Below are 26,045 nucleotides of genomic sequence, written 5' to 3'. Positions count from 1 at the left end.
GACCAGGTCGCCGCCGCTCAGGCCGGCCGGGGCGCGGCTCAGGCCGGCTGCGTCGCCGCCGCGATGCGCTCGGCGCGCAGCGCCTCGTACCACCGGTCGTCGATCGGCGGCAGCGCGTTCACGTCGAGGGCCAGCTTCAGCAGCAGGTCCGCGATCTGCGGGTTGCGGGCCATCACGGGGCCGTGCATGTACGTGCCGAACACCGTGTCGTTGTACGCGCCCTCGGTGCCGTCCCCGGTGCCGTTGCCGCGGCCCAGCCGGGTCCGCGCGAACGGCCTGGCCGTCGGGCCCAGGTGCGTGACGCCCTGGTGGTTCTCGAAGCCGGTCAGCTGGGGCAGGTTCAGCTGCGGGTCGATGTCGGCGAGCACGTCGCCGACGCACCGCTCGCCCTCGCCGCGCACGGTGACCACGTCGAGCAGGCCGAGGCCGGCCTGGCGCTCGCCCATGTCGTTGACGAACTCGTTGCCGAGGATCTGGTAGCCGGCGCAGACGGAGAAGACGATGGCCCCGTTGGAGACGGCCCGCTCCAGGCCGCCGTCGCGCAGCAGGCGCTCCGCGGCCAGCCGCTGCGGGCGGTCCTCACCGCCGCCGATCAGGTAGATGTCGCCCGAGGTCGGGATCGGCTGGTCGCTGCGGACGTCCACGCGCTGGACGTCCAGTCCGCGCTGGCGCGCCCGGCGCTCCACGACGAGGGCGTTGCCCTGGTCTCCGTACGTGCTCAGCAGGTCCGGGTAGACCCACACCAGACGCAGGCTGTTGTCGCTCATGCTCTTGTCCTCTTGGGGTCTAGTTGCCGACGCGGCGGCGCACGTCCTGGAAGGCGGTGTAGTTGGCGATCAGCTCGATCTGGCCGGGCGGCGCCAGCTGTACGGCCTCGTCGAGGGTCTCGCAGACCCGGAAGTCCAGGCCGGCGACCTCCAGGCGGACCGCCAGGTCCAGCTTGCGGTCGCCGATGACGAAGATCGGGTGGCCGGCCAGGCGCGGGTAGTCCACGTCCCACAGCCAGGAGGTGTCGGTGCCGTCGGCGCCGCGGGCGTTGACCGACAGGACGACCGGGGCCGGCGCCGGGTCGATCAGCGAAAACGTTTCGAGCCAGCCTGCAGGGTTCTTCGCCAGCAGCAGCCGCAGCTGGCGGCCCTGGAAGGTCACCACGTCGTAGCGGCCGGCGACGGCCTGGACCTGGTACATGCGCTCCAGTGCGACCTGCGGCGGCACGCCGAAGACCGCGGCGACGGCGGCCGAGGTGGCGGCGTTGGCCTTGTTGGCGCGGCCGGGCAGCTGGAGGCGGATCGGCCAGGCCGAGCCGTGCGGGTCGAGGACGTGGTCGCCGGACAGCGCCCAGGTCGGCGCCGGGCGGCGGAAGCCGCACTCGGCGCAGAACCAGTCGTCGCCCGGGCGCTGCATGACGCCGCCGCAGGAGGGGCACGACCAGGCGTCGTCCTTCCACTCCTGCCCGGCGGCCACCCAGACCACGTTCTGCGAGGAGGAGGCCGCCCACACGATGAGCGGGTCGTCGCAGTTGGCCACGATCACGGCCTTGGAGCCGGAAAGGCCCTCGCGCCACTTCTCCGCCAGCATGCGGGTCTCGGCGGCCCGGTCCAGCTGGTCGCGGGAGAGGTTGAGCAGGGCGATCGCCTTGGGCGTCACGTCGCGGGCCACGCCCGCCAGGTACTTCTCGTCGACCTCGATCACGCCGTACTTGGCGTCGCTGCCGCCCGCCAGGGCGGAGGTGATGCCGGCCGGCATGTTCGCGCCGAGGGCGTTGGAGACCACCGGCCCGCTGGCCCGCAGGGCCTCCGCGATCAGCCGGGTGGTGGTGGTCTTGCCGTTGGTCGCGGACACGAGGACGACGTCGAGGTGTTGCGCGAGCGCACTGAGCAGATCGGGGTCGAGCCTGAGCGCGACCTTGCCTCCGATCACCGATCCGCTTCCGCGTCCCGCGGCCCGCGACACCGCCGCCGCGGCCTTCCCCGCCGTCACGGCCAGCTTGGCGCGCGGCGAAAGCGGCTCTGTGTTGCCTGCCATCGTCCTTGTTCCTCCTTGGGTCGGTCCCGGGCCCAGCCTATCCAGAACCGGCCAGGCCCCTGACCTCGGCGCCCGGTCGACGGCCGCGGAACTCGTCATATCGTCGTCCGACGTACGCTACGGCCATGCGACACCGCCTCATTCCCGGCACCTCCGGCCGGGTCCGCGCCATGAGCCTGCTGGGCGAACCCGTGCTCCACTCGGCCTGCCGGGAGGTCACGGAGTTCGGCCCGGACCTCGACCGGCTGATCGAGGACATGTTCGCCACCATGTACGCCGCCGAGGGCGTGGGCCTGGCCGCGAACCAGGTCGGGGTGGACCAGCGGGTGTTCGTCTACGACTGCCCGGACGACGAGGACGTCCGCCACGTCGGGCACATCGTCAACCCGCGCCTGGTGGAGGCCGACGGGATCGAACTGCGCGGCCCCGAGGGCTGCCTGTCCCTGCCCGGCCTGGAGGCCGGAACGGTCCGGTTCGACCGGGCCGTGGTGGAGGGCGTCACCTCGGACGGGTCGCCCGTGCGCGTCGAGGGCACCGGCTTCTTCGCGCGCTGCCTCCAGCACGAGTGCGACCACCTCGACGGCACCGTCTACGCGGACCGGGTCACCGGCTTCCGCGCCCGCAGGCTCCAGCGGCAGATCCGCCGCGCACCCTGGTCGGCGTAGGCCGGCCCCGCGGTCCGGCCCCGGTACGCCGCCGAAGGCCGGGCGCCGGTACGCCGCCACGGCCGGGCCCCGGTACGCCGCCCACGGCCCGGTGCCGGTGACACCGGCCCGGCGGCCGGCTTCAGAAGCCGGGGCCGCCCGCCAGGTTGCCCGCCGTCGCCAGGCGGCCCCACAGCAGGTCGGTGAGGCCGCGGACCAGGGTGGCCCGCCCGCACGGCCGCTCGCCCAGCCACCAGTCGCCGGCGGCGTGCATCATGCCGACGATGCCGTGGCCCCACACCCGGGCCAGTTCCTCGCTGTCCGGGCCGAGGTCCACCCGCTCCGCGATCACCTTGGCCAGCTCCTCGCCCAGCCGGCGCAGCAGCGGGACCGAGTGCAGGCCGACCTCGAAGCCGCGGTCGGCGGCGTGCGAGTCCTCGGCCGGGTGCATCAGGAAGCGGTAGACCTGCGGCCGGGCCTCGATGGCGGCCAGGTAGGTGTCCAGGGTGGACTCCACCCGGGCGCGCCGCTCGGCCGGGGCGTCGAGCGCGGCGCGCAGCGAGTCCAGCAGGGCGTCGGTGTGGCGGACGGCCAGGGCCTGGTACAGCCCCGCCTTGTCGCCGAAGTGCCGGTAGAGGATCGGCTTGGTGATGCCCGCCTCGGCGGCGATCGCGTTCATGGACGCGCGCGGGCCGTCGCGCAGGACCACCCGGTCCGCCGCTTCGAGCAGCTCCCGCCGCCGTCGCTCGGCCGTCGCCGGCTGGCCGGCCTGCTGCGTGGTCTCCATGACGTGTTTCTCCCCGCCCGTGCGATGTTGCGTGACGCCCACGCAACGTAACACCTCGCACACCTCCGCGATCCGATCCGGCGGCGGACGAGGGTGCGCCGACGCGGGGACGCGTGGGCATTGACAGTCCCTACTCATGAGTAACACACTGTGCACCGCTACGGAGGTTACCGTAGGTAACGCACTTTGGAGGGGACATGGCGGAATTCACCATGGAGCTCAACGACGACCAGAAGCAGGTCCGGGACTGGATCCACGGCTTCGCCGCCGATGTCATCCGCCCCGCGGCCGCCGAGTGGGACGAGCGTGAGGAGACTCCCTGGCCCGTCATCCAGGAGGCCGCCAAGGTCGGCATCTACTCCCTCGACTTCTACGCGCAGCAGTTCTTCGACCCGACCGGCCTCGGCGTCCCGATGGCGATGGAGGAGCTGTTCTGGGGCGACGCGGGCATCGCCCTGTCCATCGTCGGCACCGGCCTCGCCGCCATCGGCGTCCTCGCCAACGGCACCGAGGAGCAGATCGGCACCTGGATCCCGCAGATGTACGGCACCCCGGACGACGTGAAGGTGGCCGCCTTCTGCTCCTCCGAGCCCGACGCCGGCTCCGACGTCGGCGCGATGCGCACCCGGGCGGTCTACGACCAGGCCAAGGACGAGTGGGTCCTGAACGGCACGAAGACCTGGGCGACCAACGGCGGCATCGCCAACGTCCACATCGTCGTCGCCGTCGTCGATGCGGAGCTCGGCACCAAGGGCCACGCCTCCTTCATCGTCCCGCCGGGCACCCCCGGCCTCTCCCAGGGCCAGAAGTTCAAGAAGCACGGCATCCGGGCCTCCCACACCGCCGAGGTCGTGCTGGAGGACGTACGCGTCCCCGGCTCCTGCCTGCTGGGCGGCAAGGACAAGCTGGACGAGCGGCTGGCCCGGGCCCGCGAGAAGGCCGCGGCAGGGGGCGAGAGGGTGAAGAACGCCGCGATGGCCACCTTCGAGGCCTCCCGCCCGGCGGTCGGCGCGATGGCCGTCGGCACGGCGCGCGCCGCGTACGAGGTCGCCCTCGACTACGCCAAGACCCGCACCCAGTTCGGCCGGCCGATCATCGACAACCAGGGCGTGGCCTTCCAGCTGGCCGACATGCGCACCCAGATCGACGCCGCCCGGCTGCTGGTGTGGCGGGCTTCCTGGATGGCGGTCGCCGGCAAGCCGTTCACCTCGGCCGAGGGCTCGATGTCCAAGCTCTACGCGAGCGAGGTCGCCAAGAAGGTCACCGCCCAGGCGGTCCAGATCCTCGGCGGCAACGGCTACACCCGCGAGTACCCGGTGGAGCGCATGCACCGGGACAGCGCCATCTACACGATCTTCGAGGGGACGAGCGAGATCCAGCGCCTGGTGATCGCCCGCACCCTCGCGGAGATGCCCATCAGGTAGCCGCCACGGGACCGGCTGCGGGCGGCGCGCGGCACACGGCGCGCCTAACCGCGCAGCAGCCGGTCCAGGGCCCGGCCGAAGACCAGGCGGCCCACCGCCGCCACGACGGGGTCGAGGACCCGCGGCAGACCGAAGAGCCGCAGGTCCTCGCGCCAGTGGACCTCGCAGCCGCCCGCCGGCAGCGGCAGCACCTCGATCTCGGCCGCGCCGCGCACCGCCCTGCCGTGCTTCTCCAGCCGGACCAGCCCCGGATCCGCCCCGGCCGGCGGCCGCCACACGGTGACCTCCATGCGGTCCTCGACTGTGACCCTTCCCACACCCGTACGGGCCGTGAAGAGCGTTCCGACGTGCGTGGGCGGCGCCGTCTCGATCACCGTCCGGGTGAACGGGACCTGCGCACCATGGCGTTCCCAGTCGGTGAGCCGCACCCAGGCGTGCGCCGGGGGCAGTGCCGTGCGCCGAACAATCCGGAAAGCGGGCATGAACGCATCGTAAGCGGGCACGTACACCGTGAACCGGACCTCGAATACGGGTTCCGCCCGGGGGGTGTGATCAGTAATACTCCTCGCCACCGTGGATCGCGGAATCGACCGGGTGACCGCCGGCCCTCCGCCCCACACTGCGAGGAGGTGCGCCATGTGCTCCCACCAGCCCCCCTGCCCGCCCGCCGACAGCCCTGACCGCGAAGCGGCACGGACCGTCGCATCCCACCCCGAGCAGGGCTGGAGCCTGCTGTGCAACGGGGCGGTGGTGTTCGACGACACCGGTGAAATCCTCCCCGACGGCCGTACGGTGGAGCCCCACCGCCCGGTCCCGGCCCTGGTCTGAGGGGGTACCCCATGCGCCAGCAGCTGATCCGCAAGCCCGTGCCGAAGCCGGCCCCGAGGGATTTGGACCTGCGCACCCCGTCGGGCAGATCCCTCCCGTACTGACGGGAGCCCCGGAGCCAGCAAGGCGCCCCCGGCCGCCGGCCGGCCGGCGGGCGCCGTCCCACCACGCCCGGCAACAGCATCAGCCGGTGGGCGACACCGCGCCCGCCCGGTAGGCGGAGGCATAGGCCTCGTCGTAGGCCCGGTCGCCGATCGCCGCCCTGGCCTGCCGCTCGCCTCGGTCCCGCAGGGCCGTCAGCGAGGGCGCGCCCATCTGCGGCCGGCCCACCGTGCGCCACCAGGCGTGCCCCGTGCCCAGCAGCCGGGCCGCCCGCTCCCCGTCGCCCAGCGCCGCCACGGCCGCGGCCAGCAGGTCCAGGCCCAGCGCGATGCCGAAGCGGTCGCCCAGCAGCCGCTTGCCCTCCAGCATCGCCCGTACGTGCCGTGCGGCCTCGTCCTCCCGCCCCAGCCCCAGCGCGGCCACCGCCAGGATGTAGTCCGCGTAGGCGCGCATCCAGCGCTCGCCCAGCCGCACGCACGCCGCGCGCAGCTCCCGCGCCGCCCGCGTCGCGTCCTCGAAGCGCCCCAGCTCGCACAGGGCGTACGCGGTCACCAGCCGGCACAGCAGCCCCCCGGCCCCGTCCGGCCGCCCGCCGTGGGCGGCGCGGGCCTGCGGACCCGCCAGCTCCAGGGCCCGCAGCGGATCGCCCGGCATCAGCACCGAGGCCGCCGACAGGTAGACGGCCCGCAGCTCCCACTCCGGATCGGCGAGCCGGCCCGCCGCCCTGGTGCACTCCCGGCCGGTGCGCAGCGACACGTCGAACTCACCGCGCAGCACACAGGTCAGCCCCAGGGCCCACAGGGCCTGCGTGTACGCGATCCCCGTCGGCGCGGCCCCCACCAGCGCCCGCTCCAGGAACGCCTTGCCCTCGTTGACGTGCCCGCAGGAGAACCAGAAGAACCACAGCGCCCCGGCCATCTCCAGAGCCGTCACGGAGTCGGTGCCCAGCAGGTGCTCCAGCGCGGCCCGCAGCTGCATGTGGTCCGCGGTCATCCTGCGGTGCCAGTCCACCTGGCGCGGGCCCATCCAGGCGCGGTCCGCCGCGCGGGCCAGCGCCGCGTACCAGTGGGCGTGCCGGTCGGCGACGGTACGGGCCTCGTCCAGCTCGTCCAGCCAGTCCTGGCCGTACTCGCGGACGGTGTCCAGCAGACGGTAGCGGGCCGCGTCGGTGCCGGGGCCCGCCGAGCGCCGTACGACCGACTTCGCCACCAGTCCGGACAGGACGCGCTCCACGTCCGGGGCGGACAGCGGGCCGCCCGCGCACACGGCCCGGGCGGCCGCCAGGTCGAAGTCCCCCGCGAACACCGACAGCCGCGCCCACAGCAGCCGCTCGACGGGCTCGCACAGCTCGTGGCTCCAGCCGATCGCCGTCCGCAGGGTCCGGTGCCGGTGCGGCAGGGTCGGCCGGGTGTCGGCCAGCATCTCGAAGCGCGCGTCCAGCCGGTCCGCGATCTGCTCCAGCGTCCAGCGCCGCATCCGCGCCCCGGCCAGCTCCAGGGCCAGCGGCAGCCCGTCGAGCCGGCGGCACAGGTCGGCGGCGAGCGTTGCGCGCGCGGGGTCGGCGAAGGCCGCGGCGGCCGCGGGGGACGCCGCCAGGGCGCGTTCGCGGAACAGGACGAGGGCGTCGCTGTCGGTGCCGTCCACGGGCAGCGGGCGGACGTCCACGAGCAGCTCGCCGGGGCTGCCGAGCGGCTCGCGGGACGTGACCAGGACCGTGAGCCCGGGGGCGGTCTGGAGCAGCTCCCCGATGAGGTGGCGGCAGGGGCCCACCAGGTGCTCGCAGGTGTCGAGGACGAGTAGCAGCTCCTTGTCCGCCATCCACGCGCACAGCTCCTCGTCGGGGGAGCGGGCGGACTGGTCGGCCAGGCCGAGCGCGTGGGCGACGGTCGGTGTCAGCAGCGCGGGGTCGCGCAGCGGCGAGAGCTCCACCCACCACACGCCGTCCCGGCGGGCGCGGCCGAGGGTGCGTACGGCGCGCAGCGCGAGCCGGGACTTGCCGACGCCGCCGACCCCGGTGAGGGTGATCAGCCGGCCCCCGCCCAACAGGTCGTCGAGGAGGGTCAGTTCCTGTTCCCGGCCGACGAAGCTCGTCGTCTCCGGCGGTGGATTGCCCAGCACGGCGCCCGAGTCTGGCTCAGATTCCCCGTCACCGCCACCGCAGGTCCAGCCGCCGACCGGACGGCGGCGACAACTGCTCGGCTGCGTCCCGTTGTGATCGTCGAACGACCGGTCCGGTGCGGATCGGCCGACCGGGCGCGCGGGTCGTGCACCTGCTGTCAGGGTCCGGCGACGAGCGTGACCCGGCGCTCGGCCGAGTACGCCCCCCAGGTGCCGTCCGGCAGCCGGGCCCGCAGTTTCAGCGCCCATACGGTGCCGGCCGGCTCGGTCACGACCAGCCGGTGCTCGGCCCGCCCGGCGGGTACGCCGCCCGGCCCGAACTGCAGAGTGGTTGTCGCCCGTCCGTCGATCGACAGCTCGTACTCGGTCGTCTCCCGGCCGGTGTCGGGCGGGTCCCACGACAGCGCGACCGCGCCGGGCGAGGCCGTCGCGGAGAAGTCGCCGGGCGCCGTGCTCGGGCCCCGGCCGGAGGCGGGCGCGGTGGCGACCTCCGCCGCGGGGCTGTCGGGCGAGGAGTTGTCGGAGCCGTCCCGGGCCCGGACGGTGAGGCTGTAGACGGTGTCGGGCCGCAGTCCGGTCAGCAGGGTGGTGGTCGCGGACCCGGCGACCGTGTGGATCCGTACGCCGCCCTGGTGGATGTCGTACGCCGTGACCGCCACGTCGTCGGAGGCCGGCGTCCAGGCCAGCCGGGCCGAACGGGCGCCCTGCGCCTCGGCGGTGAGGGAGGCCGGGGCGGTCGGGGGCCGGCGGTCCTCGGGGCGGGCGGCCGGGGTGGTCGCGGTGGCCTCGGTACTGGGCGGCGACAGCTTCCCGGCCGCGTCGCGGGCCCGCACCGTGAAAGCGTAGGCGGTCTGCGGGGCGAGGCCGGTGACGTCCACCATGGTCTTGTCCGCGGGCAGTTCGCGCACCAGGGTCCCGCCCTGGAAGACCTGGTAGCCGGCCGGCTTCGCGCGGCCCGCGGGCGCGTCCCACATCACGTGCACCGAGGTGGCGCTGCCGGCCTGGGCGGTGAGCCCGGCGGGCGCCGGCGGGGGCGGCGCGTCCGCGGCCGCGCAGGCCGTGAGACAGCTCGCGGCCAGCACGCAGCCCACGGCCGAGGCGAGCGCGGCGGGATGTCGCACGAACCCTCCCTGGTAAAGGTCTAGACATGTATGGCACGCGGTGCGGGTGCCGGGCAAGACCCGTGCGGGGCGGCCGTGGACGGCCGGGGAGGGTGCGACCGGGTTCGTCTTCTTCTGATTCCTTCTGTCGTGATTGCGACTTGTTCGCAAGAACAGATGAACGTAAAGCCCCGCGACGCCCTGAGGGCACCCGTCACGGACGGTCAACACCCGTACGGCGGACACCCGATGCGCACGCCGGCACCTCCCCCTGCGCCACCATGGCGCCGGGCTAAGGAGGTTCCCGATGGTGATTTCCCTCTCCGTGGTCGTCCTGCTCCTCGTCCTCGCATGGATCTTCCTGCGCAGCGGCGGCCTGAAGTTCTCCCACGCACTGGTCTGCGTGCTCCTCGGCTTCCACCTCGCCGGCAGCGGCATGGCCGCCACCATCCACGACGGCGTGGCGGCCACGGCCGAGGCGGTGCGCACGATCGAACCCTAGACACGGCCGGGCGTCGGACACCGTTGCCCGTCAGGCACCGTTGCCCGTCAGGCACTGTTGCGCGTTCGTGAACCGTGCCGCTCCTCCATGGACTCCTGCGGCGTACCGACCTACCGTCTGGCACGCGGCGCGATGTCAGACGGTGTGTCAACAGCACCCTGAGCAACCGGAGGACGAGTCCGATGTCCCGAAGAACGCTGGACTGCGCCGTGATCCCGGCCCTCGCCGCCCTCGCGGCGATGTACGGGGTCTCACCGGCCCAGGCCGAGGAGATACCCAAGGCCCCCGGACACCGCCTGGTCAGCCACTACGACGGCAGCCCCGCGGCCGCCGCCCCGCTGCCCGGGCAGGCCCCGCCGCAGCACCCGTACCTCGCGCCCAACGGCCGCAGCGGCATGCACGCCGACGCCGCCGGCAGCGCCACCTACCCCTGGTCGGGCCCGCTCGGCCGGGCCCCGGAGGTCACCAGCGCGAAGACCGCCCTGCTCGGCGGCGAATGCGCCACCGCCACCTTCGACGCGGGCGGCCGCCTCGTCACCGTGTGCGGCACCTTCACCGGCTTCCTGGTCAAGCTGCTCGATCCGGCTACGCTCGCCACCCTCGCCGAGTACGCGCTCCCGCAGCGCTCCTCGACGGTCGAGGCGATCACCTCGCTGGACTTCTCCAAGATCTTCAAGGACACCTCGGGCGGCGCCTACTTCTACCTCGACGACCAGGACCGCGCCGTGCTGGCCGACTCCCGCCAGCACGTCCTGCGCCTCGCGCACCGGCAGCGGCCCGACGGCGGCTGGGAGTTCACCGTCGACGACGACTGGGACCTCACCGCCCACGTCCCGCACGACTGCGTCACCTGGACCAACCTGCGGCCCACCGGCACCTGCGACCCCGTCACCTCCGTCATGCCGGACTGGGACGGCCGCATCTGGTGGGTCACCCGGCAGGGCCGGGTGGGCACGGTGGACCCGCGGACCGGATCGATCCGCTCCGTGCGCCTTGAGGGCGAGGAGATCCAGAACTCCTTCTCGGTCGCCGAGGACGGCGTCTCGATCGTCTCCGACCACGCCCTCTACAGCTTCCGCGCCGCCGCCGACGGCACCCCGCAGGTGCAGTGGCGGCAGACCTACGACCGCGGCAGCGCCGCCAAGCCCGGTTCGGTCAACCAGGGCTCGGGCACCACCCCGGACCTCTTCGGAGACGGCTATGTCGCCATCACCGACAACGCCGACGACCGCATGAACGTCCTGGTCTTCCGGCGCGGCACCGACGTCCCCGCCGACCGCCGCCTGGTGTGCATCGTGCCGGTCTTCGGCCACGGCGCCTCGACCACCGACAACTCCCTGATCAGCTGGGGCAACAGCCTCGTCGTCGAGAACAACTACGGCTACGAGAACCCCACCAGCCTCCTCCTCGGCAGGAGCGTCGTCGGCGGGGCCGCCCGGATCGACGTCCGCCCCGACGGCAGCGGCTGCGACACCGTGTGGCAGAGCCCCGTCCGCTCGCCCTCGACCGTCCCGAAGCTGTCCACCGGCAACGGCCTGCTGTACTTTTACGAGAAGGAGCCCCATGCCTGGGGGATCGACGCCTGGTACCTCACGGCCGTCGACTTCCGCACCGGCGAGCGCCGCTGGCGCCGGCTGACCGGCACCGGCCCGCTCTACGACAACAACTGGGCGCCGATCACCCTCGGCCCCGACGGGACGGCGTACGTCGGCGTCTTCAACGGCATCCTCGCCGTCCGCGACACCCGCTGATCCCACCTGACCACCCCGGTGCTGCATGGATCGCCGCCGTCCGGGCACGCGCGCGGTAGCAGGTGTGCTCCGTGCTGTGGGAGGTGGCGGGCATGGTCCGGTCAGTCGGTATCGACCTCGGGACGACGAACTCCGTGGTGGCCGTCCTGGAGGGCGGCGAACCCACCGTGATCCCGAACGCGGAGGGTGCGCGGACCACACCCTCCGTGGTCGCCTTCGCCAAGGGCGGAGACGTCCTGGTGGGAGAGCTGGCCAAGCGGCAGGCGGTGACGAACGTCGACCGTACCGCGCGGTCGGTCAAGCGGCACATGGGTGACGCCGGCTGGCGCTTCCCGGAGGACGGTGACGTCGACGGGAAGCGCTGGACGGCGCAGGAGATCGCCGCGCGGGTGCTGCAGAAGCTCAAGCGGGACGCCGAGGCCTACCTGGGCGAGGACGTCACCGACGCCGTGGTCACCGTGCCGGCGTACTTCAACGACTCCCAGCGCACCGCCACCAAGGAGGCCGGCGAGATCGCGGGCCTGAGGGTGCTGCGGATCGTCAACGAGCCCACCGCCGCCGCGCTCGCGTACGGCCTCGACAAGGAGAGCGACCAGACCATCCTCGTCTTCGACCTCGGCGGCGGCACCTTCGACGTCTCGCTGCTGGAGATCGGCGACGGCGTGGTCGAGGTCAAGGCCACCAACGGCGACACCCGCCTCGGCGGCGACGACTGGGACCAGCGGGTCGTCGACCACCTGGTCAAGCAGTTCAAGAACGGCTACGGGGTCGACCTGTCCAAGGACAAGATGGCGACCCAGCGGCTGCGCGAGGCCGCCGAGAAGGCCAAGATCGAGCTGTCCTCGGCCACCGAGACCACGATCAACCTGCCCTACATCAGCGCCTCCGCCGAAGGCCCCCTGCACCTGGAGGAGCGGCTGACCCGGGCGCAGTTCGAGCAGCTCACCGCCGATCTGCTGGAGCGCTGCAAGACCCCGTTCCACCAGGCCGTGAAGGACGCGAACATCAAGGTCTCCGACGTGGACCACGTGATCCTGGTCGGCGGGTCCACCCGGATGCCCGCGGTGACCGAGCTGGTGCGGACCCTCACCGGAAAGGACCCGCACAAGGGTGTGAACCCGGACGAGGTCGTCGCCGTCGGCGCCACGCTCCAGGCCGGTGTCCTCAAGGGTGAGGTCAAGGACGTCCTGCTCCTCGACGTGACCCCGCTGTCCCTCGGTATCGAGACCAAGGGCGGCATCATGACCAAGCTCATCGAGCGCAACACGACCATCCCGACCAAGCGGTCGGAAGTCTTCACGACGGCCGAGGACAACCAGCCGTCGGTGCAGATCCAGGTCTACCAGGGCGAGCGCGAGATCGCGGCGTACAACAAGAAGCTCGGCATGTTCGAGCTGACGGGCCTGCCGCCGGCCCCGCGCGGCGTGCCGCAGATCGAGGTCTCCTTCGACATCGACGCCAACGGCATCATGCACGTCACGGCCAAGGACCTCGGCACGGGCAAGGAGCAGCGGATGACCGTCACCGGCGGCTCGTCCCTGCCCAAGGACGACATCCAGCGCATGGTCCGCGAGGCCGAGCAGCACGCCGAGGAGGACCGGCGCCGCAAGGAGGCCGCCGAGACCCGCAACCAGGCCGAGCAGCTCGTCTACCAGACGGAGAAGTTCCTCAAGGACAACGAGGACAAGATCCCCGGCGGGCTGCGGACCGAGGTCGAGACCGCGGTCGGGGAGCTGAAGGAGAAGCTCAAGGGCGAGGACTCGACCGCGATCCGCACCGCCAGCGAGAAGCTCGCGTCCGTCTCCCAGAAGCTGGGCCAGGCGATCTACGCCGACGCGCAGGCCGCCCAGGGCGCCGCTGCCGGTGGTGCGGACCAGGGCGCCGGGGCCCCGCAGGACGACGAGGTCGTGGACGCCGAGATCGTCGACGACGACACGGCGAAGGGCGGCGCGGCGTGACCGCCGAACCGCCCGATACGCTCGCACAGTGACCGAGAACGAGATCAAGCTCAAGGCCATCGCCGCCCTCACGGCGCTGCGCGGCGGCGCCGAGGAGGGTTTCGTCTCCGACCTGCTCGGTGAGGTGATCCCCGACCAGTTCGTCGTACCGGCCGGGGCGCGCGCCGAAGAGGTCGGCCTGTCGGTGCTGGCCCAGCTCTCCGAACCCCTGAGCGCGCTGCTCGCCGGCTTCATCCTCGCCTTCGACGCGGTGGCCGACGCCTACGACGAGACGGACGCGGAGTCGACGACCGAGCAGATCCTCCAGCACGTGGCGCTGGAACTGGCCCGCGACGACTCCGCCTGACGAAGCCTCCCGGGGCCGATCCGTCATGCCCCCGGGGCCGATGCGTCAGGTCTCCAGGGCCGCCGCCGGGGCGGACCCGGCGTGCCCGGCCGCCGGGGACACGGCCGCCTCGTGCCGGACCAGCCCCGCCACATGGTCGGTGATCATGTCGAGGATGCCGGGCCACGCCCGGTCGGGGCCGAGGACAAGGACGTTCAGGGTCAGCCCGTCCGTCATCGCGGCCAGGTAGCGGGCCAGCACGGGGACCGGGACCCGCAGCTCGAACTCCATCCGGCGGCCGAGCTGCTCGATCAGCTCCGTGTACGTGGCCGAGTACAGCTCGTACTGCCGCCGGGCCAGGTGCTCGAAGCCGGGCCGGCGCAGCGCGTACTGCGTCAGCTCGTAGGTGAGCATGTGCTCCCCGGGACGGGCGGACACATGGTCCCAGTAGGCCTGGAAGCCGGCCCGGACGGTCTCCCGCAGGGTGGCCCGCGGCCGGATCGCCCGCCGGACCACCTCGGCGGAGTGCTCGGTGATCGTCGCCATCACGGACTCCAGCAGCGCCTGCTTGGAGTCGAAGCAGTAGTGGAACACGCTCAGCGACACGCCCGCCTCGGCGGCGATCGAACGGGTCGTCGTCCGGGCGACGCCGTCGCGGGTCATGGCGCGGATCCCCGCCTCGGTCAGCTGCCGGCGCCGCTCGGCCAACGGCATCCGCGCCATGGACCCTCCTCTCCGTCCTTCGTGCCTTGGTGCCATGGTGCTTCGTGCCTCCGCGTCGGCGGTCAGCTGCTGTAGACGCCGACCTCGTACAGGGAGTAGCCCCACTGGGTGCCGCGCTGCACCCCGTGGATGCGTACGTAGCGGGCCGGCACGCCGGCGAACAGGGCCGTGTCCAGGCCGCCGTCGCCGCTGCTCGTCGACCACGCCGTCTGCCAGGCCGAGCCGTCCGAGGAGACCTCGACGCGGTACGCCTTCCCGTACGCCCGCTCCCAGTCGAGCGTCACGCGCCGCACCAGGTTGGCGGAGCCGAGGTCGATCTGGAGCCACTGGCCGTCGCTCCAGTCGCTGGCCCAGCGGCTGCCCCGGCTGCCGTCCACGGCCCGCCCGGGGGCGTAGCTGACGAACGGGTTCCACTCCGCGGAGCTGGCGGCGGCCGGCCGGCCCGCGGCGAGGTTCACCCCGGCCTTGTGGCGCTCGGAGGCTCCCCAGGTGCCGAGGTAGGACTCGGCGCCCCGGAACAGGTCGTCCACCACCTCCTGGCCGCCGACGTTGCGGATGTCCTCGATCCAGTCCGGGACCAGGCCGTAGTGCGCGGCCCCGTCGGTGTTGAGGTCCCAGGTGCGCTGCCCGGTGGTCTGCCGGTCGATGACGCTGCCGCCGTCGGTGCTGCGGAAGGGGTACTTCACCGGGTTCGGGGCGTCGGCGCCGCGCGGGCCGGGCCAGCCGCCGACCCCGTTCATGTCGGTGCCGAAGCCGTACCCCACGCCGTACTTCTCACGCAGCGCGTCCGTGCGCCGGGCCTCCGCGCTGAAGCCCTCGGCGCCGTGCATGTACTGGGCGATGAAACCGCCGAGCTTGTAGACCCGCTCGCTCCAGTCCATGTCCATCCAGCTGTGCGAGGAGACCACGCCCGGGTACGACTCGGACTCCAGGATGTCCAGGGCCCGGCCCGCGGCCTTCACGCTCATGTGGTCGACCTCGAGCATCATCTTGCGCTTCATCATGCCGCGCACCGCGTACTCGCCGAGCTCGGTCAGACCGCGGGTGTTGCACCGCGCGTCCGCCGCGTACGAGGGCACGGCCACGCCCGCCGGGAGCTGCTTCTGCGCCTCGGGGGCCGCCGCCAGGCCGATCGGGTTGTCGTGCTGCGGCCCCGTGCACGTCTCGGTCTGCCAGAAGGTGCCGGTGGACAGGAACTGGCCCACGTTGATCGCCGTGCCGAGGGCGCCCTCGTCGAAGCGGACCCCGCACAGGGCGTTGTCGAACTTGTGGCACAGGAACATGCTGCGCACGCCGAGCCGGTGCAGCTCGTCCAGGCCGCGGTCGATGTCCTCCCGGCTGCACTGGGCGAAGTCCAGGATCTGCTTGCAGCCGAAGGGCTCGGAGGTCTCCACGCCCAGCACGACGGCGAGTTTGCCCTGCTGGATCACGTCGCGGGCCTGCGCGGAGTCGGTGACCACGCGGAACCAGCCCTTGCCCGGCCCGCCGTACATCGAGTCGATGTAGGACTGCATCTCGTACGTCTTCTGCGCCTGCAGGCGGATGGAGGTCATCTCGTCGCAGCTGCGGTCCTTGAAGAAGTACACCGAGCAGATGACGCCGTTGGTGACGAGGTCGTTCACCATCACCCGCTGGCCGCCGCGCCACGCCCGCTCGATCCAGGCGTAGTAGTTCTGCTGGTGCGTCAGCGAGTCGTGGGCCGGCCAGTCCTTGAAGGTGGGCCAGCCGTCCGGGTCGTGCTTGCCGTCACCGCCCTTGGTGATGAAGTCGAAGACCGCGAGGGTGCCGTCCGGGTAGTGCTCGGGACAGTCCTTGAGGGCGTCCGCGATGCCGTCGGGGGAGAAGGCCTTTCCGCAGATCAGCCGGCCGCCGAAGGCCTCGTTGGACATGATGTGGTTGTGCGCGTCGACGAAGCCCCGCACCCGTCCCTGGGCGTCGGTCCCCTTGAAGGGCTCGCCCGTGACGTTGACGGCGGAGTCCGGCGCGGGCCGGGCGGCCGGGTTCCACCAGCCCGGTTCGGCGGCGGAGGTGGGCACGGGGCCGAGGGCGAGGGCCACGAGGGTGAGGAGCAGCGCGAGGACGGCGCTGCGCCTTCGCCTGTGGGGGGTGCGTCGCGTCATGGTCATCACTCATGTCGTCGAAGGAAGGCTTCGTGGGTGGCGCACGGTCGGGAGCGCGACGAGAATCCCGACCTCCGCGAGCGGAGTCAAGAGTCCGGGACAGATGACCTGATGTGACGTCAGAATTGTGGCGACTTCGACAGGTCGACGGCGGAGCGGGAGGTCACGGTGATGCCGGCGGCAGCGCCTGTTCCGTCCAGATGGTCTTGCCCGTCCGCGTGTAGCGGCTGCCCCACCGGCTGGTGAGCTGGGCGATGAGGAACAGCCCGCGCCCGCCCTCCTCCTCCGTCTGCGCCCGCCGCATCCGCGGCTGTGTCGGGCTCGTGTCGGAGACCTCGCAGATCAGCGCGGCCGCCCGGATCAGGCGCAGTTCGACGGGGCCCCCGCCGCCGTAGCGGATGGCATTGGTGACCAGCTCGCTCGCCACCAGCTCGGTGGTGAACACCAGGTCGTCCAGGCCCCACCGGGCCAGCCGGCCCGCCACCAGCTCCCTCGCCTCGGCCACCCGCTCCGGCTCCGGATCCAGCACCCAGGCCGCCGTGCCGTCGTCCGGCACGACCCGGGTGCGGGCCAGCAGCAGGGTGACGTCGTCCTCCAGCCGGCCGGGCGCCAGCGCGTCCACGACCTCGCGGCCCACCTCGCGCAGCGGCCGGCCCCCGGGGCATGCCGTCCGCAACTCCTCGCACAGCGCCGCCATGCCCACGTCGAGATCCGTCCGGCCCTGCTCCACCAGGCCGTTGGTGAACAGCGCCAGCACGCTGCCCTCCGCCACCCGCAGTTCCTGCCGCTCGAAGGGCAGGCCGCCCACCCCGAGCGGTGGGCCGGGGCTGAGGTCCGGGTAGGAGCCCTGCCCGTCGGGGCCCAGGACGACCGGGGGCGGATGCCCGGCGCTCGCCATCACGCAGTGCCGGGTGACCGGGTCGTAGGTCAGGTACAGGCAGGTCGCGCCGTACGAGTCGAAGACGCGGTCCCGCGCCCCGGCCCCCGCCGCGTCCTCGTCCTCCTCCGCGTCGTCCTCCGGCCCGTCCCAGCCGTCCCCGCCGCCGTCGGTGTCCTCGCCCCGCTCGTCGACCATCAGCTGTGCGACGAGGTCGTCGAGGTGGGCCAGCAGCTCGTCGGGCTCCAGGTCGAGATCGGCCAGCGTGCGGACGGCCGTACGCAGCCGGCCCATCGTCGCCGTGGCCTTCAGCCCGTGCCCGACGACGTCGCCGACGACGAGCGCGACCCGGGCGGAGGACAGCGGGATGACGTCGAACCAGTCCCCGCTCGCCCCCGTCGCCGCCCCGGTGGGCCGGTACACGCTGGCGGTCTGCACGGCGACGCTCTCGGTCACCGGGGGCGGCAGGAGGCTGCGCTGGAGCCGGACGGCCACCCGGCGCTCCCGCACGTACCGCCGGGCGTTCTCGACCACCAGGGCCGTGCGGGAGGCGATCTCCTCCAGCAGGGACAGGTCGTCGTCCTCGAAGGCCGGCCGGCTGCCGGAACGCCGGACGGCGAGCCACCCGAGGACGCTGTCCCGGGCGCGCAACGCCACCCGAAGCTCCGTCCGGCCCCCGCCGGCAGCACCGCCCCCCGAGTCGCCGCCGCCCCCACCCCCGCTCTCCGGGCCGCCGGCACCATGACTTTCCGGGCCGCCCGCGCCACCGCCCTCCGCATCACCGGCGCCCCCGCCCTCCACGGACCCTGCCGCGGCGACCCGGCGCAGGGCCACCCCCCGGCCCGCCTCCGCGTCCGCCGTCCCCGGCAGCTCGTGCCCGGTCAGCGCCCAGACGGCGACCTCCAGCACGGCCGCGTCCGCCAGCTCGGGCACCAGGACCTCGGCGAGCTGCTGCCCGCAGTCCTCGACGGACAGTGAACCGCCCAGCGCCTCCGTGGCCCGGTGCAGCAGTTCCAGCCGCTGGGTCGCCCGCTGCTGCTCCGTGACGTCCGTGAAAAGCGCCGTCACCCCCATGACCCGGCCTTCCGGCGCCTGGAGCCGGAAGGCGTGCAGCGAGAGCGTCCGCCCCTCCCGGGGGTCCACACGGGTGCGGACCAGGACGTCCGCCCGCGCGACCGGCACGCCCGTCACCAGCACCTGGCGCAGCAGCTCGTCGATCACCGCCGCGTCCCCCTCGCGCACGAAGTCCCCGAGCCGGTGCCCCCGCAGGTCGATGGGCAGGCCGGTGTACGGCAGCAGCTGCGTGTTGGTCCGCACGAGTCTGAGCTCCTCGTCGAACACCGCCAGACCGACCCGGCTCTGCAGGAAGAGCTCCCGGGTGAACGCGACGTCGTGCCGGCCGGCCGCGACCACGTCGGCGCGCGCCCCCAGGACCAGCCACGCGGCAGGCCCGCCATCGCCCTCCCGGCCCAGCGGGGCGATCCGCACGTACGTCCTCATCCGTGGGTTGCGGGGCGTACGCAGGACCGCCTCGCCCTCCCACTCGCCGCTCTCCGGCCTGCGCGTGAGCTCCGGGCGCCGGTCCGGCTCGGCGAGCAGCCCGCGTACGTCCGTCCCGCACAGCTCCCGGGCCGGGCGGCCGAGGAACCGTTCCGCCCCTGGCGTGCAGGTCAGCACGGCACCCGTTTCGTCCAGGACGAGCGCGGGCACGTCCCACACGTCCCAGGGGGCGCCGTCGCCGGCACTGCGCATACACACACCACCCTCACCGAGCGGAACCCCTCAGCAATTGTCCCGCAGGGCCGCCCGCCCCGCCCGGGGCACTGGTCCGCCAGGACCGGGCGGGGCCCGAGCGTCGCCCGCCCGGCCGATAGAGTGCTGGACCAACGGGAGGAGAGCGGGAATGATCGACGAGGGTGCCCAGGCGGCCCGCGAAGCGGACGAGGACGGTCCGTCCGACGGCGAGGCGGAGCTGCTCGGCCGCCGGATCGAGTACCTCTTCACCTACGTGCAGCCCCTGGGCAGGCGCTTCACCCTCCAGGAAGTCGTCGACGGGATCAAGGAGGCGGCCGGCCCGAACGACCCGAAGCTGTCCGTCGGCCGGCTGTGGGCCCTGGCCAAGGGCAAGGCGACCAATCCGACCGTCGGCACGCTCCGCGCGCTGGGCGACTTCTTCGGCGTGCCGCTGGCCTACTTCATCGACGACGAGGTCGAGGCCCGGGTGTCGGCGCAGCTCGCGCTGATCGCCGCCATGCGCGCCAATGACGTACGGTCCGTCGCGCTGCGCGCGGCCGCGGTGGCGACCATGTCCGCGCAGGGCATCGAGGCCGTGCGCTCCCTCGTCGAGGAGGGCGGCGCAGGGCGACGCGGCGCGGCGGGGGAAGGCGCGCAGCCCCTGTAGAGTCGGCCCGGGGGAAGATCCAATACGGCCGGGCGGCCGCACGGCACGGGATCGCCCGGCAGGGGATCTGCCGGCAGGGGATCGGCCGGGACGGGGAACGCGGGGGAACATGGGAAGCGACGACTGGCGCGCGCTTCGGGCCCGCCACGAGAAGCTGATCAGCCGCTTCGAGCTGCCGTACCCCTTCCGGGTCGAGGACCTCTGCACGGCCGTCGCCGAGGAGCGGGGCCGCCCCCTGCAGCTGCTGCCGATGCCCGCCGGGCTGGCCGCCGACGCCGGGGTGTGCGGCATGTGGGTGTCCTTCGGGACCAGCGACCTCGTCTACTACACGGCCGTGACCAGCCGGCCGCACCAGACGCACATCATCCTGCACGAGCTCGCCCACATCCTGCTCGACCACCGCGAGCCGAGCGTCCCGGAGCCGGCGATGCTGGCGCAGCTCTTCCCCGACCTGGACCCGGCCATGGCCGCGCGGCTGCTGGGCCGCGGCGGCCGTACGCATGCCACCGAGCACCAGGAACAGGAGGCCGAACTGCTGGCCTCCGTCATGTGGCAGCACTTCAACGCGGCGCCCGTCGCGGTCCCGACCGCGGCCCCCGACACCGCCCACACGCTCAGCCGCGTGATGGGCGCCTTCTCCCGCAGTACCGCACCGAGGTTCCGTTGAGGCTGTTCGATCTCGTCGTCGCACCACCCCTGTGGCTGTTCGTGCTCTGGAAGGCCCCGGGGTTGCGTGCGGCGCCCCGGCAGGACCGCCTGATGTGGACGATGTGGCTGCTGTGGGCCGTCACCTTCACGATGGGCGTGCCCGCCGTGCGCCGGGTGATCGACGCGGCCGTCGGGCTGGAGAGCTTCACGAACCTGCCCGTGCACATGCTCTCGCTGTGCGCGATGGGCGCACTCTTCGAATTCATCCGGGAGGCGACCGGGACGCGCGAGCACCGCAGGGTGCCCCTGCGCCGGCTCCTGCTGGGCCTGGCGCAGGCAGGCCTGGTCGTCACCTTCTTCGCCACCCCGCTGCCGGACGGGGAGGCCGACCTGGTCACGGCGACCCACTCACCGGTGATCACCGTCTACTGGATGATCTTCCTCGGGTACATCACGTACGGCGTGATCAGCACGATCCGGCTGTGCTGGCGCTACGGACGCCAGGCCGCGCCCGGCCCGGCCCGCACCTCGATGAGCCTGCTCGGGCTGGCCTGCTGCTTCGGCCTGGTCTACGTCGTCCACCGGCTGGCCTACCTCCTGGTAGCGGCCGCCGGCTGGACCGGAACCGGCACCCCCGGCATCGCCGGCACCACCCAGGTACTGCTCGCGTGCACCCTGCTGCTGCTCATCGCCAGCGTGGCCTGGCCGACGCTGGCCGCGACGGCGCAGCGGCTCCGGCTGCGCCGCCAGCTCAAGGCCGTCCGCCCCCTGTGGCAGCTGCTGGCCGAGGCCGTGCCGGACGTCGTCCTCCCGCTGCCGGGAGGCCTGCGCGCGGACATCGAGCTGGTGCGCTACCGCCACGTCATCGAGATCCGCGACAGCGCCCTGACTCTGTCGCGCCACGTCTCACCGGACCAGCGCGCGACGGCCCGCGCCGCCCTCGCCGACGCGGGCGTGGCCGACGCCGAACTCGACGCGGCCGCCGAGGCCGCCCTCCTGCTCTTCGCGGTGCGCGCCCAGCGGGCGGGACGCGAACCCCGCCACGACGAGCACGCCCTGGTGCAGGAGAGCGGCGACCTCGACGCCGAGGCGGTCTGGCTGGGGAAGGTGGCCGCGGCCGTCCGCACCCCCGTGACGGACGCCGTGGCCACCTCCCTGCTCCGGGGCGCGGGCAGCGACACGTACGCCTCCCCCCGCCCCCCGGCCTGACCCTGCGGGCGGTCAGCCCGCCGTGGTCAGGATGTGGGCGTCACCGGTCCAGTCGGTGAGCGGGGCGGGTCGCCGAGGTCGCCCATGCCGAGCGAGCCGTTGGACGTGGGCCGGATCCAGTTGCCCGAGACCAGGGTGTCCGCCCGGGCCTGTGAGGCGGCCGCTACGGGAACGACGGCGGTGGCACCGCGAAGGAATGAGCGCCTGCTGGGCATGGGTCTCCCCCCCGGAAATGTGCTGCATGACGGGAAGCGCCGCTGGTCGGACGGGTCTTCGGGGACCCGGGTGGCGCCGTGCCATCCTCGGCAGAAGTCTGATCGATTGTCAATCTGTACTGAAAATGGCGCGCTTCAGCGTGGGCAAATGAGCCGCTTGTGTAGGCTCGCCGAGCGTCAATCGTTCAGTGAGGTGAAAATTCGAGGGCGGTCCGCCCCGCCGGAGCGGAGGGGGAGTCAGGCGCGGGCGAGGACCGCCACTGCGTTGTGGCCGCCGAAGCCGAAGGAGGTGCTGACAGCGACCGACGACGGGTGGGCGCGGGCCTCGCCGGCGACCACGTCGATGTCCATCCCGGCATCGGCCACGTCCAGCCCCGCCGTGGGCGGGACGGTTCCCTCGGTCAGGGCGAGCACTGTCAGCGCCGCCTCGATGGCGCCGGCGGCGCCCAGCGTGTGGCCGAGCGCCCCCTTGGCCGAGGTCACCGGCGGCCGGTGCGGGAACACCCGGCGCAGGACGGCGGCCTCGACGGTGTCGTTCTGCCGGGTCGAGGTGCCGTGCGCGTTGACGTGGCCCACGTCCTCGGGGCGGACGCCCGCGTCCGCGAGCGCCGCGCGCACGGCCTGTTCGGCCCCGCGCCCCTCGGGGTGCGGGGACACCAGGTGGTGCGCGTCGGTCGAGGCGGCGTACCCGATCAGGTGCGCGAGCGGACGGGCCGCCCGGGCGGCGGCGTGCTCGGGGCGTTCCAGTACCAGCGCGCCGGCGCCCTCGGCGATGACGAAGCCGTCGCGGGAGGCGTCGAAGGGGCGCGACCCCGTGTCCGACAGGGCCCCCAGCCGGGCGAAGCCGGTCACCGTCAGCCGGGTGATGCCGGCGTCGGCGCCGCACACGAGCGCGATGTCGCAGCTGCCGTTCGCCAGCAGCTCCCGGGCCAGGCCGAGGGCGGTGGTGCCCGAGGCGCACGCCGTGCACGTGGACAGGGCGGGGCCGGTCACGCCGAAGCACAGGGCGATGTTGGCGCACACCATGTTCATCAGGTAGCCGGTGAGGAAGTAGGGCGAGACGAATTCAGGTCCCAGCTCGGTGAACCGGGCCATCGCCTGGTCCTGCGTCCGTACGCCGCCCAGACCGCCCCCGGTGACCACGGCGACGCGGCTGCCGTCCCAGGCGCCGGGATCCAGCCCGGCCTGTTCCAGGGCCTGGGCCACGGCGGCCAGGGCGAACCGGTCCGCCCGGTCCAGGCGGGCCGAGCCGCGCCGGCGCAGCACCGGATGCTCCAGCGCGGGCACGCGGCAGCTCAGCGAGACCGGCAGGCCGGCCAGTTCCGGGTCGGGTGCGGCCGTCCGCCGGCCTGCCAGGACCGCCGACCAGGTGCTGTCGAGCTCGCTGCCGCCGGGCGTGACCAGGCCGAGCCCGGTCACGACGGCCGGGGCGCGGGCGAGGGGCGGCCGGGGCGCGGGTGTGCGCACGGCCGCGGGGGCCAGGGTCAACGGCCCGTCCGCCGAGCGGCGACGATCTCGGCGAACTCCCCGAGGGCGGTACCCCGGAGCTCGCCCTCCTCGACCTTGACGCCCAGGGTCTCGTGCACGCAGATGGCCATCTCCACGATCATCAGCGAGTCCGTGAGCAGGTCGCGCATCGGCGCTTCCCGGCGCAGCTCGGCGGAGGGCACCTCGAACTTCTCGACGAGCAGTTCGCCGATCAGGTCGAATACGGATTCCCGTTGGGATTGCTGTTCGGATTGCCGGGCGGATTCCCCCGTGGATTCCTGCGCCGACTCCTGCGCCGACTCCTGCGCTGACGTGGTCACGATTTCCCTCACGGACGTTCTCTGGGACGGGTCCTGCTCGTGCCCACATAAGTACCATGGCGCCACGGGGACTCAAAGTCTGCTATTCGTGGGCGGGTTGGCATTGTGGAGCAGGAGAGAAGAGGATCGATCGTGTCGGAAAGTGCTCCCGATCTGACCGGTGTGGTGGACGTTCTCGACGTGGCGGCGGCCGAACTCCGGCACGTGGGGCGGCTGCTCGGCGAAGCGGGGGAGAGCGTCTGGGACCGGGTTCTCGACTGGCTCGTGGACGACTACTTCAGGGTGGAGGTCCGGGGGTCGCGGAAGCTGCCGGCGGACGGGCCGGCCGTCATCGTCGCCAACCACTCCGGGGCCTGGGGCCTGGACGCGTTCATCCTGCTCAAGGTGCTCACCCGGGGCCTTGGCCGCCCCGTGCACGTACCGGCGGACCCGCTCGCCTTCCGCTTCCCGGTGATCGGCTCCTACGCCCGCAACAACGGGGCGATTCCGCTCGATCCGCTGCTCGGACTGGAACATCTGAACGCCGGGCAGCTCGTCATGTTGTTTCCCGAGGGAATCGCCGGTCTGGAAAAGCCGTTCCGGGAGCGCTACCGGCTCCGCCCGTTCGGTCCCGGATTCGCGGCCACGGCGCTGCGCACGGGTGCCCCCGTGGTTCCGGTGTCGGTTGTCGGGGCCGAGGAGGCGTTTCCCAAGCTCGGCGACATTCCCTTTCTCGCGCGCCTGTTCGACCTGCCCTATTTCCCGGTCACCCCGCTCCTGCCGCTGCCCTCGAAATGGCTCGTCACCGTCGGCGATCCGATTCCGGCGCCCGCGCGGCCCGGTTCGTACGCCGCCCGCTCCGCCGCGGCCCACCGGCTGTGCACCGAGGCCCGGTCGGCCGTGCAGGCGATGGCGGACCGGGACCGGGGCCGCCGGGAGACCCCGTTCTGGTGACCCGTTCCGGTCCCCCGGTCGGGTGACTCGGCCGGGGGACCGGCCGCGCGGACCGCCACGGGCGCGGCCGGGTGTCACCCGTCGTCGGCCACCGCCCGCACCTCGGGCCAGACCAGCGTGGTGGACCCCCAGGCCAACCCGGCCCCGTACGCCGTCAGCGCCACCCGCAGACCCGGCCTCAGCGTGCCGGCGGCGGCCGCCTGGGCCAGCAGGACGGGCACCGAGGCGGCAGCCGTGTTCCCGTACGCCTCGATGTGCGAGAGGACCTTCCCCGGTGCCAGGCCCAGCTCGGCGGCGAGCCCGTCCAGGATCCGCTGGTTCGCCTGATGGGCGACCACCACATCCACGTCGGCGAGCGTCCACCCGGCCCGCTCCACGGCCCGCGTCATCGAGTCGCACATGCCGACGACCGCCTGCTTGCGCACCGCGGGCCCGTCCATCCGGAAGTACGGCGCCGGTTCCGCGTCCGGCGTCGTCGGCAGCCGCTTGCGGGCCCGCGCGCCACCGCCGGGGACCTCCAGCAGATCGGCCTGCGCACCGTCGCTGCCCAGGTCGAACGGCCCGAACGTGCCGGCTCCGCCGGCCGGGCCGGCCCGCAGGACGACCGCTCCCGCCCCGTCGCCGAAGATGGCCCGCATCAGCCAGTCCTGCGGGTCGAGGAAGGCGGTGAACACGTCGGAGGCGATCAGCAGGACGCGGTCGAAGGTTCCGGCGGCGATCATCGACGACGCCACGCCCAGCCCGTAGAGGAACCCGCTGCAGCCGGACGCCACGTCGAACGCCGGCACGTTCCCGAGGCCGAGCCGCGCCGCCACCTCCGGGGCGCCGGCCGGGCAGATCCGGTCCGGAGAGATGGTGACCAGGACGACGGCGTCGGCCGCCACCGCCCCGGCGGCCGTCAGGGCGTGCCGGCCGGCCCGGACCGCCAGGTCGACCGTGGCCTCCCCGTCGGCGACGCGTCGGCCCGCCGCCCCGATGCGCTCGCGGATCCACGCGTCGCCGATCGGACGCCTCCCGCACAGCTCGTCGTTGGTCAGGATCCGCGGCGGCACATACGCCCCGAGCCCCGCGAGGACCGCGGCGCGCGGGCCGGGACCGGACGCGGAGGTCACGCCGTCCCCCGTCCGTCGTCGGCCAGCCACCCCGCCGCTCCGCGTACGTCCGCGGCCGCCCGCGCGCAGCGCTCGGCGTGGTTGAGCAGGACCGTGCGGAACCGCTCGCCCGCCTCGTCCTTGTCCCAGCCGCTGTGTCCGGCACAGGCCTCCAGGCGGGCCGCATGTCCTTCCAGCCGCTCCGCGCTGGCGTGCGCCAGCGCTCCGTACGCGGCGGGCGGACCGTCATGGACCGGTACCGGCACCGCCGTCGGCAGTCCGCCCGCCACCCGCGTGCCGTCCGCCGGGCCCGCGAGGCCGCCGGGGGCCGCAAGACGCACCAGCAGGGTCCGCGGGTCGAGCGTCCCGGGCAGCCGGTGCGCGTCGAGCCGCGGCGAGATCAGCACGGGGCGGGCCACGGCCGCCACCCGGCGCACGACCTCCTCGGCCACGAGC

Annotated in this window: 23 protein-coding genes and 1 pseudogene; 11 read left to right on the top strand and 13 right to left on the bottom strand. The window is 73.3% G+C overall.

The genetic code is table 11. The features are described 5' to 3' along the window. Nucleotides 1-38: 38 nt before the first annotated feature. Together GPJ59_RS13535 and GPJ59_RS13530 are read right to left on the bottom strand one after the other, a co-directional pair. Nucleotides 39-767 carry a type 1 glutamine amidotransferase gene (locus GPJ59_RS13535; RefSeq protein ID WP_219667344.1) on the bottom strand — a complete coding sequence of 243 codons (729 nt, stop codon included), beginning with the start codon at nt 765-767 and terminating at the stop codon, nt 39-41. 19 nt (nt 768-786) lie between these two features. Continuing rightward, nucleotides 787-2,025, bottom strand: coding sequence for a MurT ligase domain-containing protein (locus GPJ59_RS13530; RefSeq protein WP_219667343.1), 1,239 nt, complete (start codon nt 2,023-2,025; stop codon nt 787-789). Nucleotides 2,026-2,150: 125 nt separating this feature from the next. Between GPJ59_RS13530 and def the strand changes: the two genes are divergently transcribed. Further along, complete coding sequence (def, locus tag GPJ59_RS13525) at nt 2,151-2,690, top strand: peptide deformylase (protein WP_219667342.1); 540 nt, start codon at nt 2,151-2,153, stop codon at nt 2,688-2,690. 121 nt (nt 2,691-2,811) lie between these two features. Here the strand turns inward: def and GPJ59_RS13520 are convergent, their stop codons facing one another. Continuing rightward, nucleotides 2,812-3,456 (bottom strand): TetR family transcriptional regulator, encoded by a 645-nt coding sequence (locus GPJ59_RS13520; protein WP_219667341.1) that lies wholly within the window; start codon nt 3,454-3,456, stop codon nt 2,812-2,814. Between the two features lie 197 nt (nt 3,457-3,653). Here GPJ59_RS13520 and GPJ59_RS13515 point away from each other — a divergent pair, with 197 nt between their 5' ends. Beyond that, nucleotides 3,654-4,880: an acyl-CoA dehydrogenase family protein gene (locus tag GPJ59_RS13515; RefSeq protein ID WP_219667340.1), complete on the top strand. Its 1,227-nt coding sequence runs from the start codon at nt 3,654-3,656 to the stop codon at nt 4,878-4,880. A 44-nt stretch (nt 4,881-4,924) separates the two neighbouring features. Here the strand turns inward: GPJ59_RS13515 and GPJ59_RS13510 are convergent, their stop codons facing one another. Beyond that, nucleotides 4,925-5,362 carry an SRPBCC family protein gene (locus GPJ59_RS13510; RefSeq protein ID WP_219667339.1) on the bottom strand — a complete coding sequence of 146 codons (438 nt, stop codon included), beginning with the start codon at nt 5,360-5,362 and terminating at the stop codon, nt 4,925-4,927. A 154-nt stretch (nt 5,363-5,516) separates the two neighbouring features. Here GPJ59_RS13510 and GPJ59_RS13505 point away from each other — a divergent pair, with 154 nt between their 5' ends. Next, entirely contained in the window at nt 5,517-5,708 is a 192-nt protein-coding gene (locus tag GPJ59_RS13505; protein ID WP_219667338.1) for a DUF5999 family protein, read from the top strand. A 183-nt stretch (nt 5,709-5,891) separates the two neighbouring features. On the opposite strand, the gene GPJ59_RS13500 is transcribed toward GPJ59_RS13505, so the two are convergent. Then, nucleotides 5,892-7,928, bottom strand: coding sequence for an ATP-binding protein (locus GPJ59_RS13500; protein ID WP_219667337.1), 2,037 nt, complete (start codon nt 7,926-7,928; stop codon nt 5,892-5,894). Nucleotides 7,929-8,086: 158 nt separating this feature from the next. Further along, nucleotides 8,087-9,049, bottom strand: a complete 963-nt coding sequence (locus GPJ59_RS13495; RefSeq protein WP_219667336.1) for a fibronectin type III domain-containing protein — start codon at nt 9,047-9,049, stop codon at nt 8,087-8,089. A gap of 286 nt (nt 9,050-9,335) precedes the next feature. Here GPJ59_RS13495 and GPJ59_RS13490 point away from each other — a divergent pair, with 286 nt between their 5' ends. The 4 genes from GPJ59_RS13490 (at nt 9,336) to GPJ59_RS13475 (ending at nt 13,585) form a co-directional block, all read left to right on the top strand. After that, nucleotides 9,336-9,530, top strand: a complete 195-nt coding sequence (locus GPJ59_RS13490; protein WP_219667335.1) for a hypothetical protein — start codon at nt 9,336-9,338, stop codon at nt 9,528-9,530. 182 nt (nt 9,531-9,712) lie between these two features. Then, entirely contained in the window at nt 9,713-11,281 is a 1,569-nt protein-coding gene (locus tag GPJ59_RS13485) for a hypothetical protein (RefSeq protein ID WP_374200848.1), read from the top strand. A gap of 92 nt (nt 11,282-11,373) precedes the next feature. Beyond that, on the top strand, nt 11,374-13,239 hold the full coding sequence (gene dnaK, locus GPJ59_RS13480; protein ID WP_219667334.1) for a molecular chaperone DnaK: 1,866 nt from the start codon (nt 11,374-11,376) through the stop codon (nt 13,237-13,239). A 28-nt stretch (nt 13,240-13,267) separates the two neighbouring features. Then, entirely contained in the window at nt 13,268-13,585 is a 318-nt protein-coding gene (locus tag GPJ59_RS13475; protein WP_219667333.1) for a hypothetical protein, read from the top strand. Nucleotides 13,586-13,630: 45 nt separating this feature from the next. Here GPJ59_RS13475 and GPJ59_RS13470 read toward each other — a convergent pair whose 3' ends face one another. The 3 genes from GPJ59_RS13470 to GPJ59_RS13460 form a co-directional block, all read right to left on the bottom strand. Next, entirely contained in the window at nt 13,631-14,287 is a 657-nt protein-coding gene (locus GPJ59_RS13470; protein WP_219667332.1) for a TetR/AcrR family transcriptional regulator, read from the bottom strand. Nucleotides 14,288-14,349: 62 nt separating this feature from the next. Next, nucleotides 14,350-16,407: a galactose-binding domain-containing protein gene (locus GPJ59_RS13465; RefSeq protein ID WP_219667331.1), complete on the bottom strand. Its 2,058-nt coding sequence runs from the start codon at nt 16,405-16,407 to the stop codon at nt 14,350-14,352. A gap of 163 nt (nt 16,408-16,570) precedes the next feature. Continuing rightward, entirely contained in the window at nt 16,571-19,036 is a 2,466-nt protein-coding gene (locus GPJ59_RS13460) for an ATP-binding SpoIIE family protein phosphatase (protein ID WP_219667330.1), read from the bottom strand. 151 nt (nt 19,037-19,187) lie between these two features. Here GPJ59_RS13460 and GPJ59_RS13455 point away from each other — a divergent pair, with 151 nt between their 5' ends. From GPJ59_RS13455 to GPJ59_RS13445, 3 genes are all read left to right on the top strand, one after another. Then, nucleotides 19,188-19,685: a hypothetical protein gene (locus GPJ59_RS13455; protein WP_219667329.1), complete on the top strand. Its 498-nt coding sequence runs from the start codon at nt 19,188-19,190 to the stop codon at nt 19,683-19,685. A gap of 109 nt (nt 19,686-19,794) precedes the next feature. Next, the gene (locus tag GPJ59_RS13450; RefSeq protein WP_219667328.1) at nt 19,795-20,352 is read left to right on the top strand and encodes a hypothetical protein; all 558 of its coding nucleotides are present in this window, start codon (nt 19,795-19,797) and stop codon (nt 20,350-20,352) included. Continuing rightward, entirely contained in the window at nt 20,349-21,542 is a 1,194-nt protein-coding gene (locus GPJ59_RS13445) for an MAB_1171c family putative transporter (protein ID WP_219667327.1), read from the top strand. Before GPJ59_RS13450 ends, GPJ59_RS13445 begins: the two co-directional genes overlap by 4 nt. Before the next feature lie 452 nt (nt 21,543-21,994). Here the strand turns inward: GPJ59_RS13445 and GPJ59_RS13440 are convergent, their stop codons facing one another. Both GPJ59_RS13440 and GPJ59_RS37380 read right to left on the bottom strand, forming a co-directional pair. Further along, complete coding sequence (locus GPJ59_RS13440) at nt 21,995-23,224, bottom strand: beta-ketoacyl-[acyl-carrier-protein] synthase family protein (RefSeq protein WP_308120278.1); 1,230 nt, start codon at nt 23,222-23,224, stop codon at nt 21,995-21,997. A 17-nt stretch (nt 23,225-23,241) separates the two neighbouring features. After that, nucleotides 23,242-23,565, bottom strand: coding sequence for an acyl carrier protein (locus GPJ59_RS37380; protein WP_258024333.1), 324 nt, complete (start codon nt 23,563-23,565; stop codon nt 23,242-23,244). A 105-nt stretch (nt 23,566-23,670) separates the two neighbouring features. On the opposite strand from GPJ59_RS37380, the gene GPJ59_RS13435 reads away from it, so the two are divergent. Continuing rightward, nucleotides 23,671-24,498 carry a lysophospholipid acyltransferase family protein gene (locus tag GPJ59_RS13435; RefSeq protein ID WP_219667325.1) on the top strand — a complete coding sequence of 276 codons (828 nt, stop codon included), beginning with the start codon at nt 23,671-23,673 and terminating at the stop codon, nt 24,496-24,498. Nucleotides 24,499-24,572: 74 nt separating this feature from the next. Here GPJ59_RS13435 and GPJ59_RS13430 read toward each other — a convergent pair whose 3' ends face one another. Together GPJ59_RS13430 and GPJ59_RS13425 are read right to left on the bottom strand one after the other, a co-directional pair. Further along, on the bottom strand, nt 24,573-25,610 hold the full coding sequence (locus tag GPJ59_RS13430; RefSeq protein ID WP_219667324.1) for a beta-ketoacyl-ACP synthase 3: 1,038 nt from the start codon (nt 25,608-25,610) through the stop codon (nt 24,573-24,575). Beyond that, nucleotides 25,607-26,045: pseudogene (locus GPJ59_RS13425) on the bottom strand (hypothetical protein); the annotation flags it as partial. The gene GPJ59_RS13430 and the pseudogene GPJ59_RS13425, both read right to left, overlap by 4 nt.

It is taken from the genome of Streptomyces bambusae (genome assembly GCF_019400985.1).
Taxonomy (GTDB): domain Bacteria; phylum Actinomycetota; class Actinomycetes; order Streptomycetales; family Streptomycetaceae; genus Streptomyces; species Streptomyces bambusae_A.
Note: the sequence above shows the minus strand (reverse complement) of the source record. Positions and strands in the feature narration are given on the sequence as shown.

Excerpts from the sequence above, each read along its gene's own strand:
- GPJ59_RS13520 (WP_219667341.1), bottom strand. The coding sequence starts at position 3,456 with ATGGAGACCACGCAGCAGGCCGGCCAGCCGGCGACGGCCGAGCGACGG.
- GPJ59_RS13510 (WP_219667339.1), bottom strand. The coding sequence starts at position 5,362 with ATGCCCGCTTTCCGGATTGTTCGGCGCACGGCACTGCCCCCGGCGCAC.
- GPJ59_RS13515 (WP_219667340.1), top strand. The coding sequence starts at position 3,654 with ATGGCGGAATTCACCATGGAGCTCAACGACGACCAGAAGCAGGTCCGG.
- GPJ59_RS13455 (WP_219667329.1), top strand. The coding sequence starts at position 19,188 with ATGATCGACGAGGGTGCCCAGGCGGCCCGCGAAGCGGACGAGGACGGT.
- dnaK (WP_219667334.1), top strand. The coding sequence starts at position 11,374 with ATGGTCCGGTCAGTCGGTATCGACCTCGGGACGACGAACTCCGTGGTG.
- def (WP_219667342.1), top strand. The coding sequence starts at position 2,151 with ATGCGACACCGCCTCATTCCCGGCACCTCCGGCCGGGTCCGCGCCATG.
- GPJ59_RS13505 (WP_219667338.1), top strand. The coding sequence starts at position 5,517 with ATGTGCTCCCACCAGCCCCCCTGCCCGCCCGCCGACAGCCCTGACCGC.
- GPJ59_RS13460 (WP_219667330.1), bottom strand. The coding sequence starts at position 19,036 with ATGCGCAGTGCCGGCGACGGCGCCCCCTGGGACGTGTGGGACGTGCCC.
- GPJ59_RS13530 (WP_219667343.1), bottom strand. The coding sequence starts at position 2,025 with ATGGCAGGCAACACAGAGCCGCTTTCGCCGCGCGCCAAGCTGGCCGTG.
- GPJ59_RS13465 (WP_219667331.1), bottom strand. The coding sequence starts at position 16,407 with ATGACGCGACGCACCCCCCACAGGCGAAGGCGCAGCGCCGTCCTCGCG.
- GPJ59_RS13450 (WP_219667328.1), top strand. The coding sequence starts at position 19,795 with ATGGGAAGCGACGACTGGCGCGCGCTTCGGGCCCGCCACGAGAAGCTG.
- GPJ59_RS13490 (WP_219667335.1), top strand. The coding sequence starts at position 9,336 with ATGGTGATTTCCCTCTCCGTGGTCGTCCTGCTCCTCGTCCTCGCATGG.
- GPJ59_RS13485 (WP_374200848.1), top strand. The coding sequence starts at position 9,713 with ATGTCCCGAAGAACGCTGGACTGCGCCGTGATCCCGGCCCTCGCCGCC.
- GPJ59_RS13470 (WP_219667332.1), bottom strand. The coding sequence starts at position 14,287 with ATGGCGCGGATGCCGTTGGCCGAGCGGCGCCGGCAGCTGACCGAGGCG.
- GPJ59_RS13535 (WP_219667344.1), bottom strand. The coding sequence starts at position 767 with ATGAGCGACAACAGCCTGCGTCTGGTGTGGGTCTACCCGGACCTGCTG.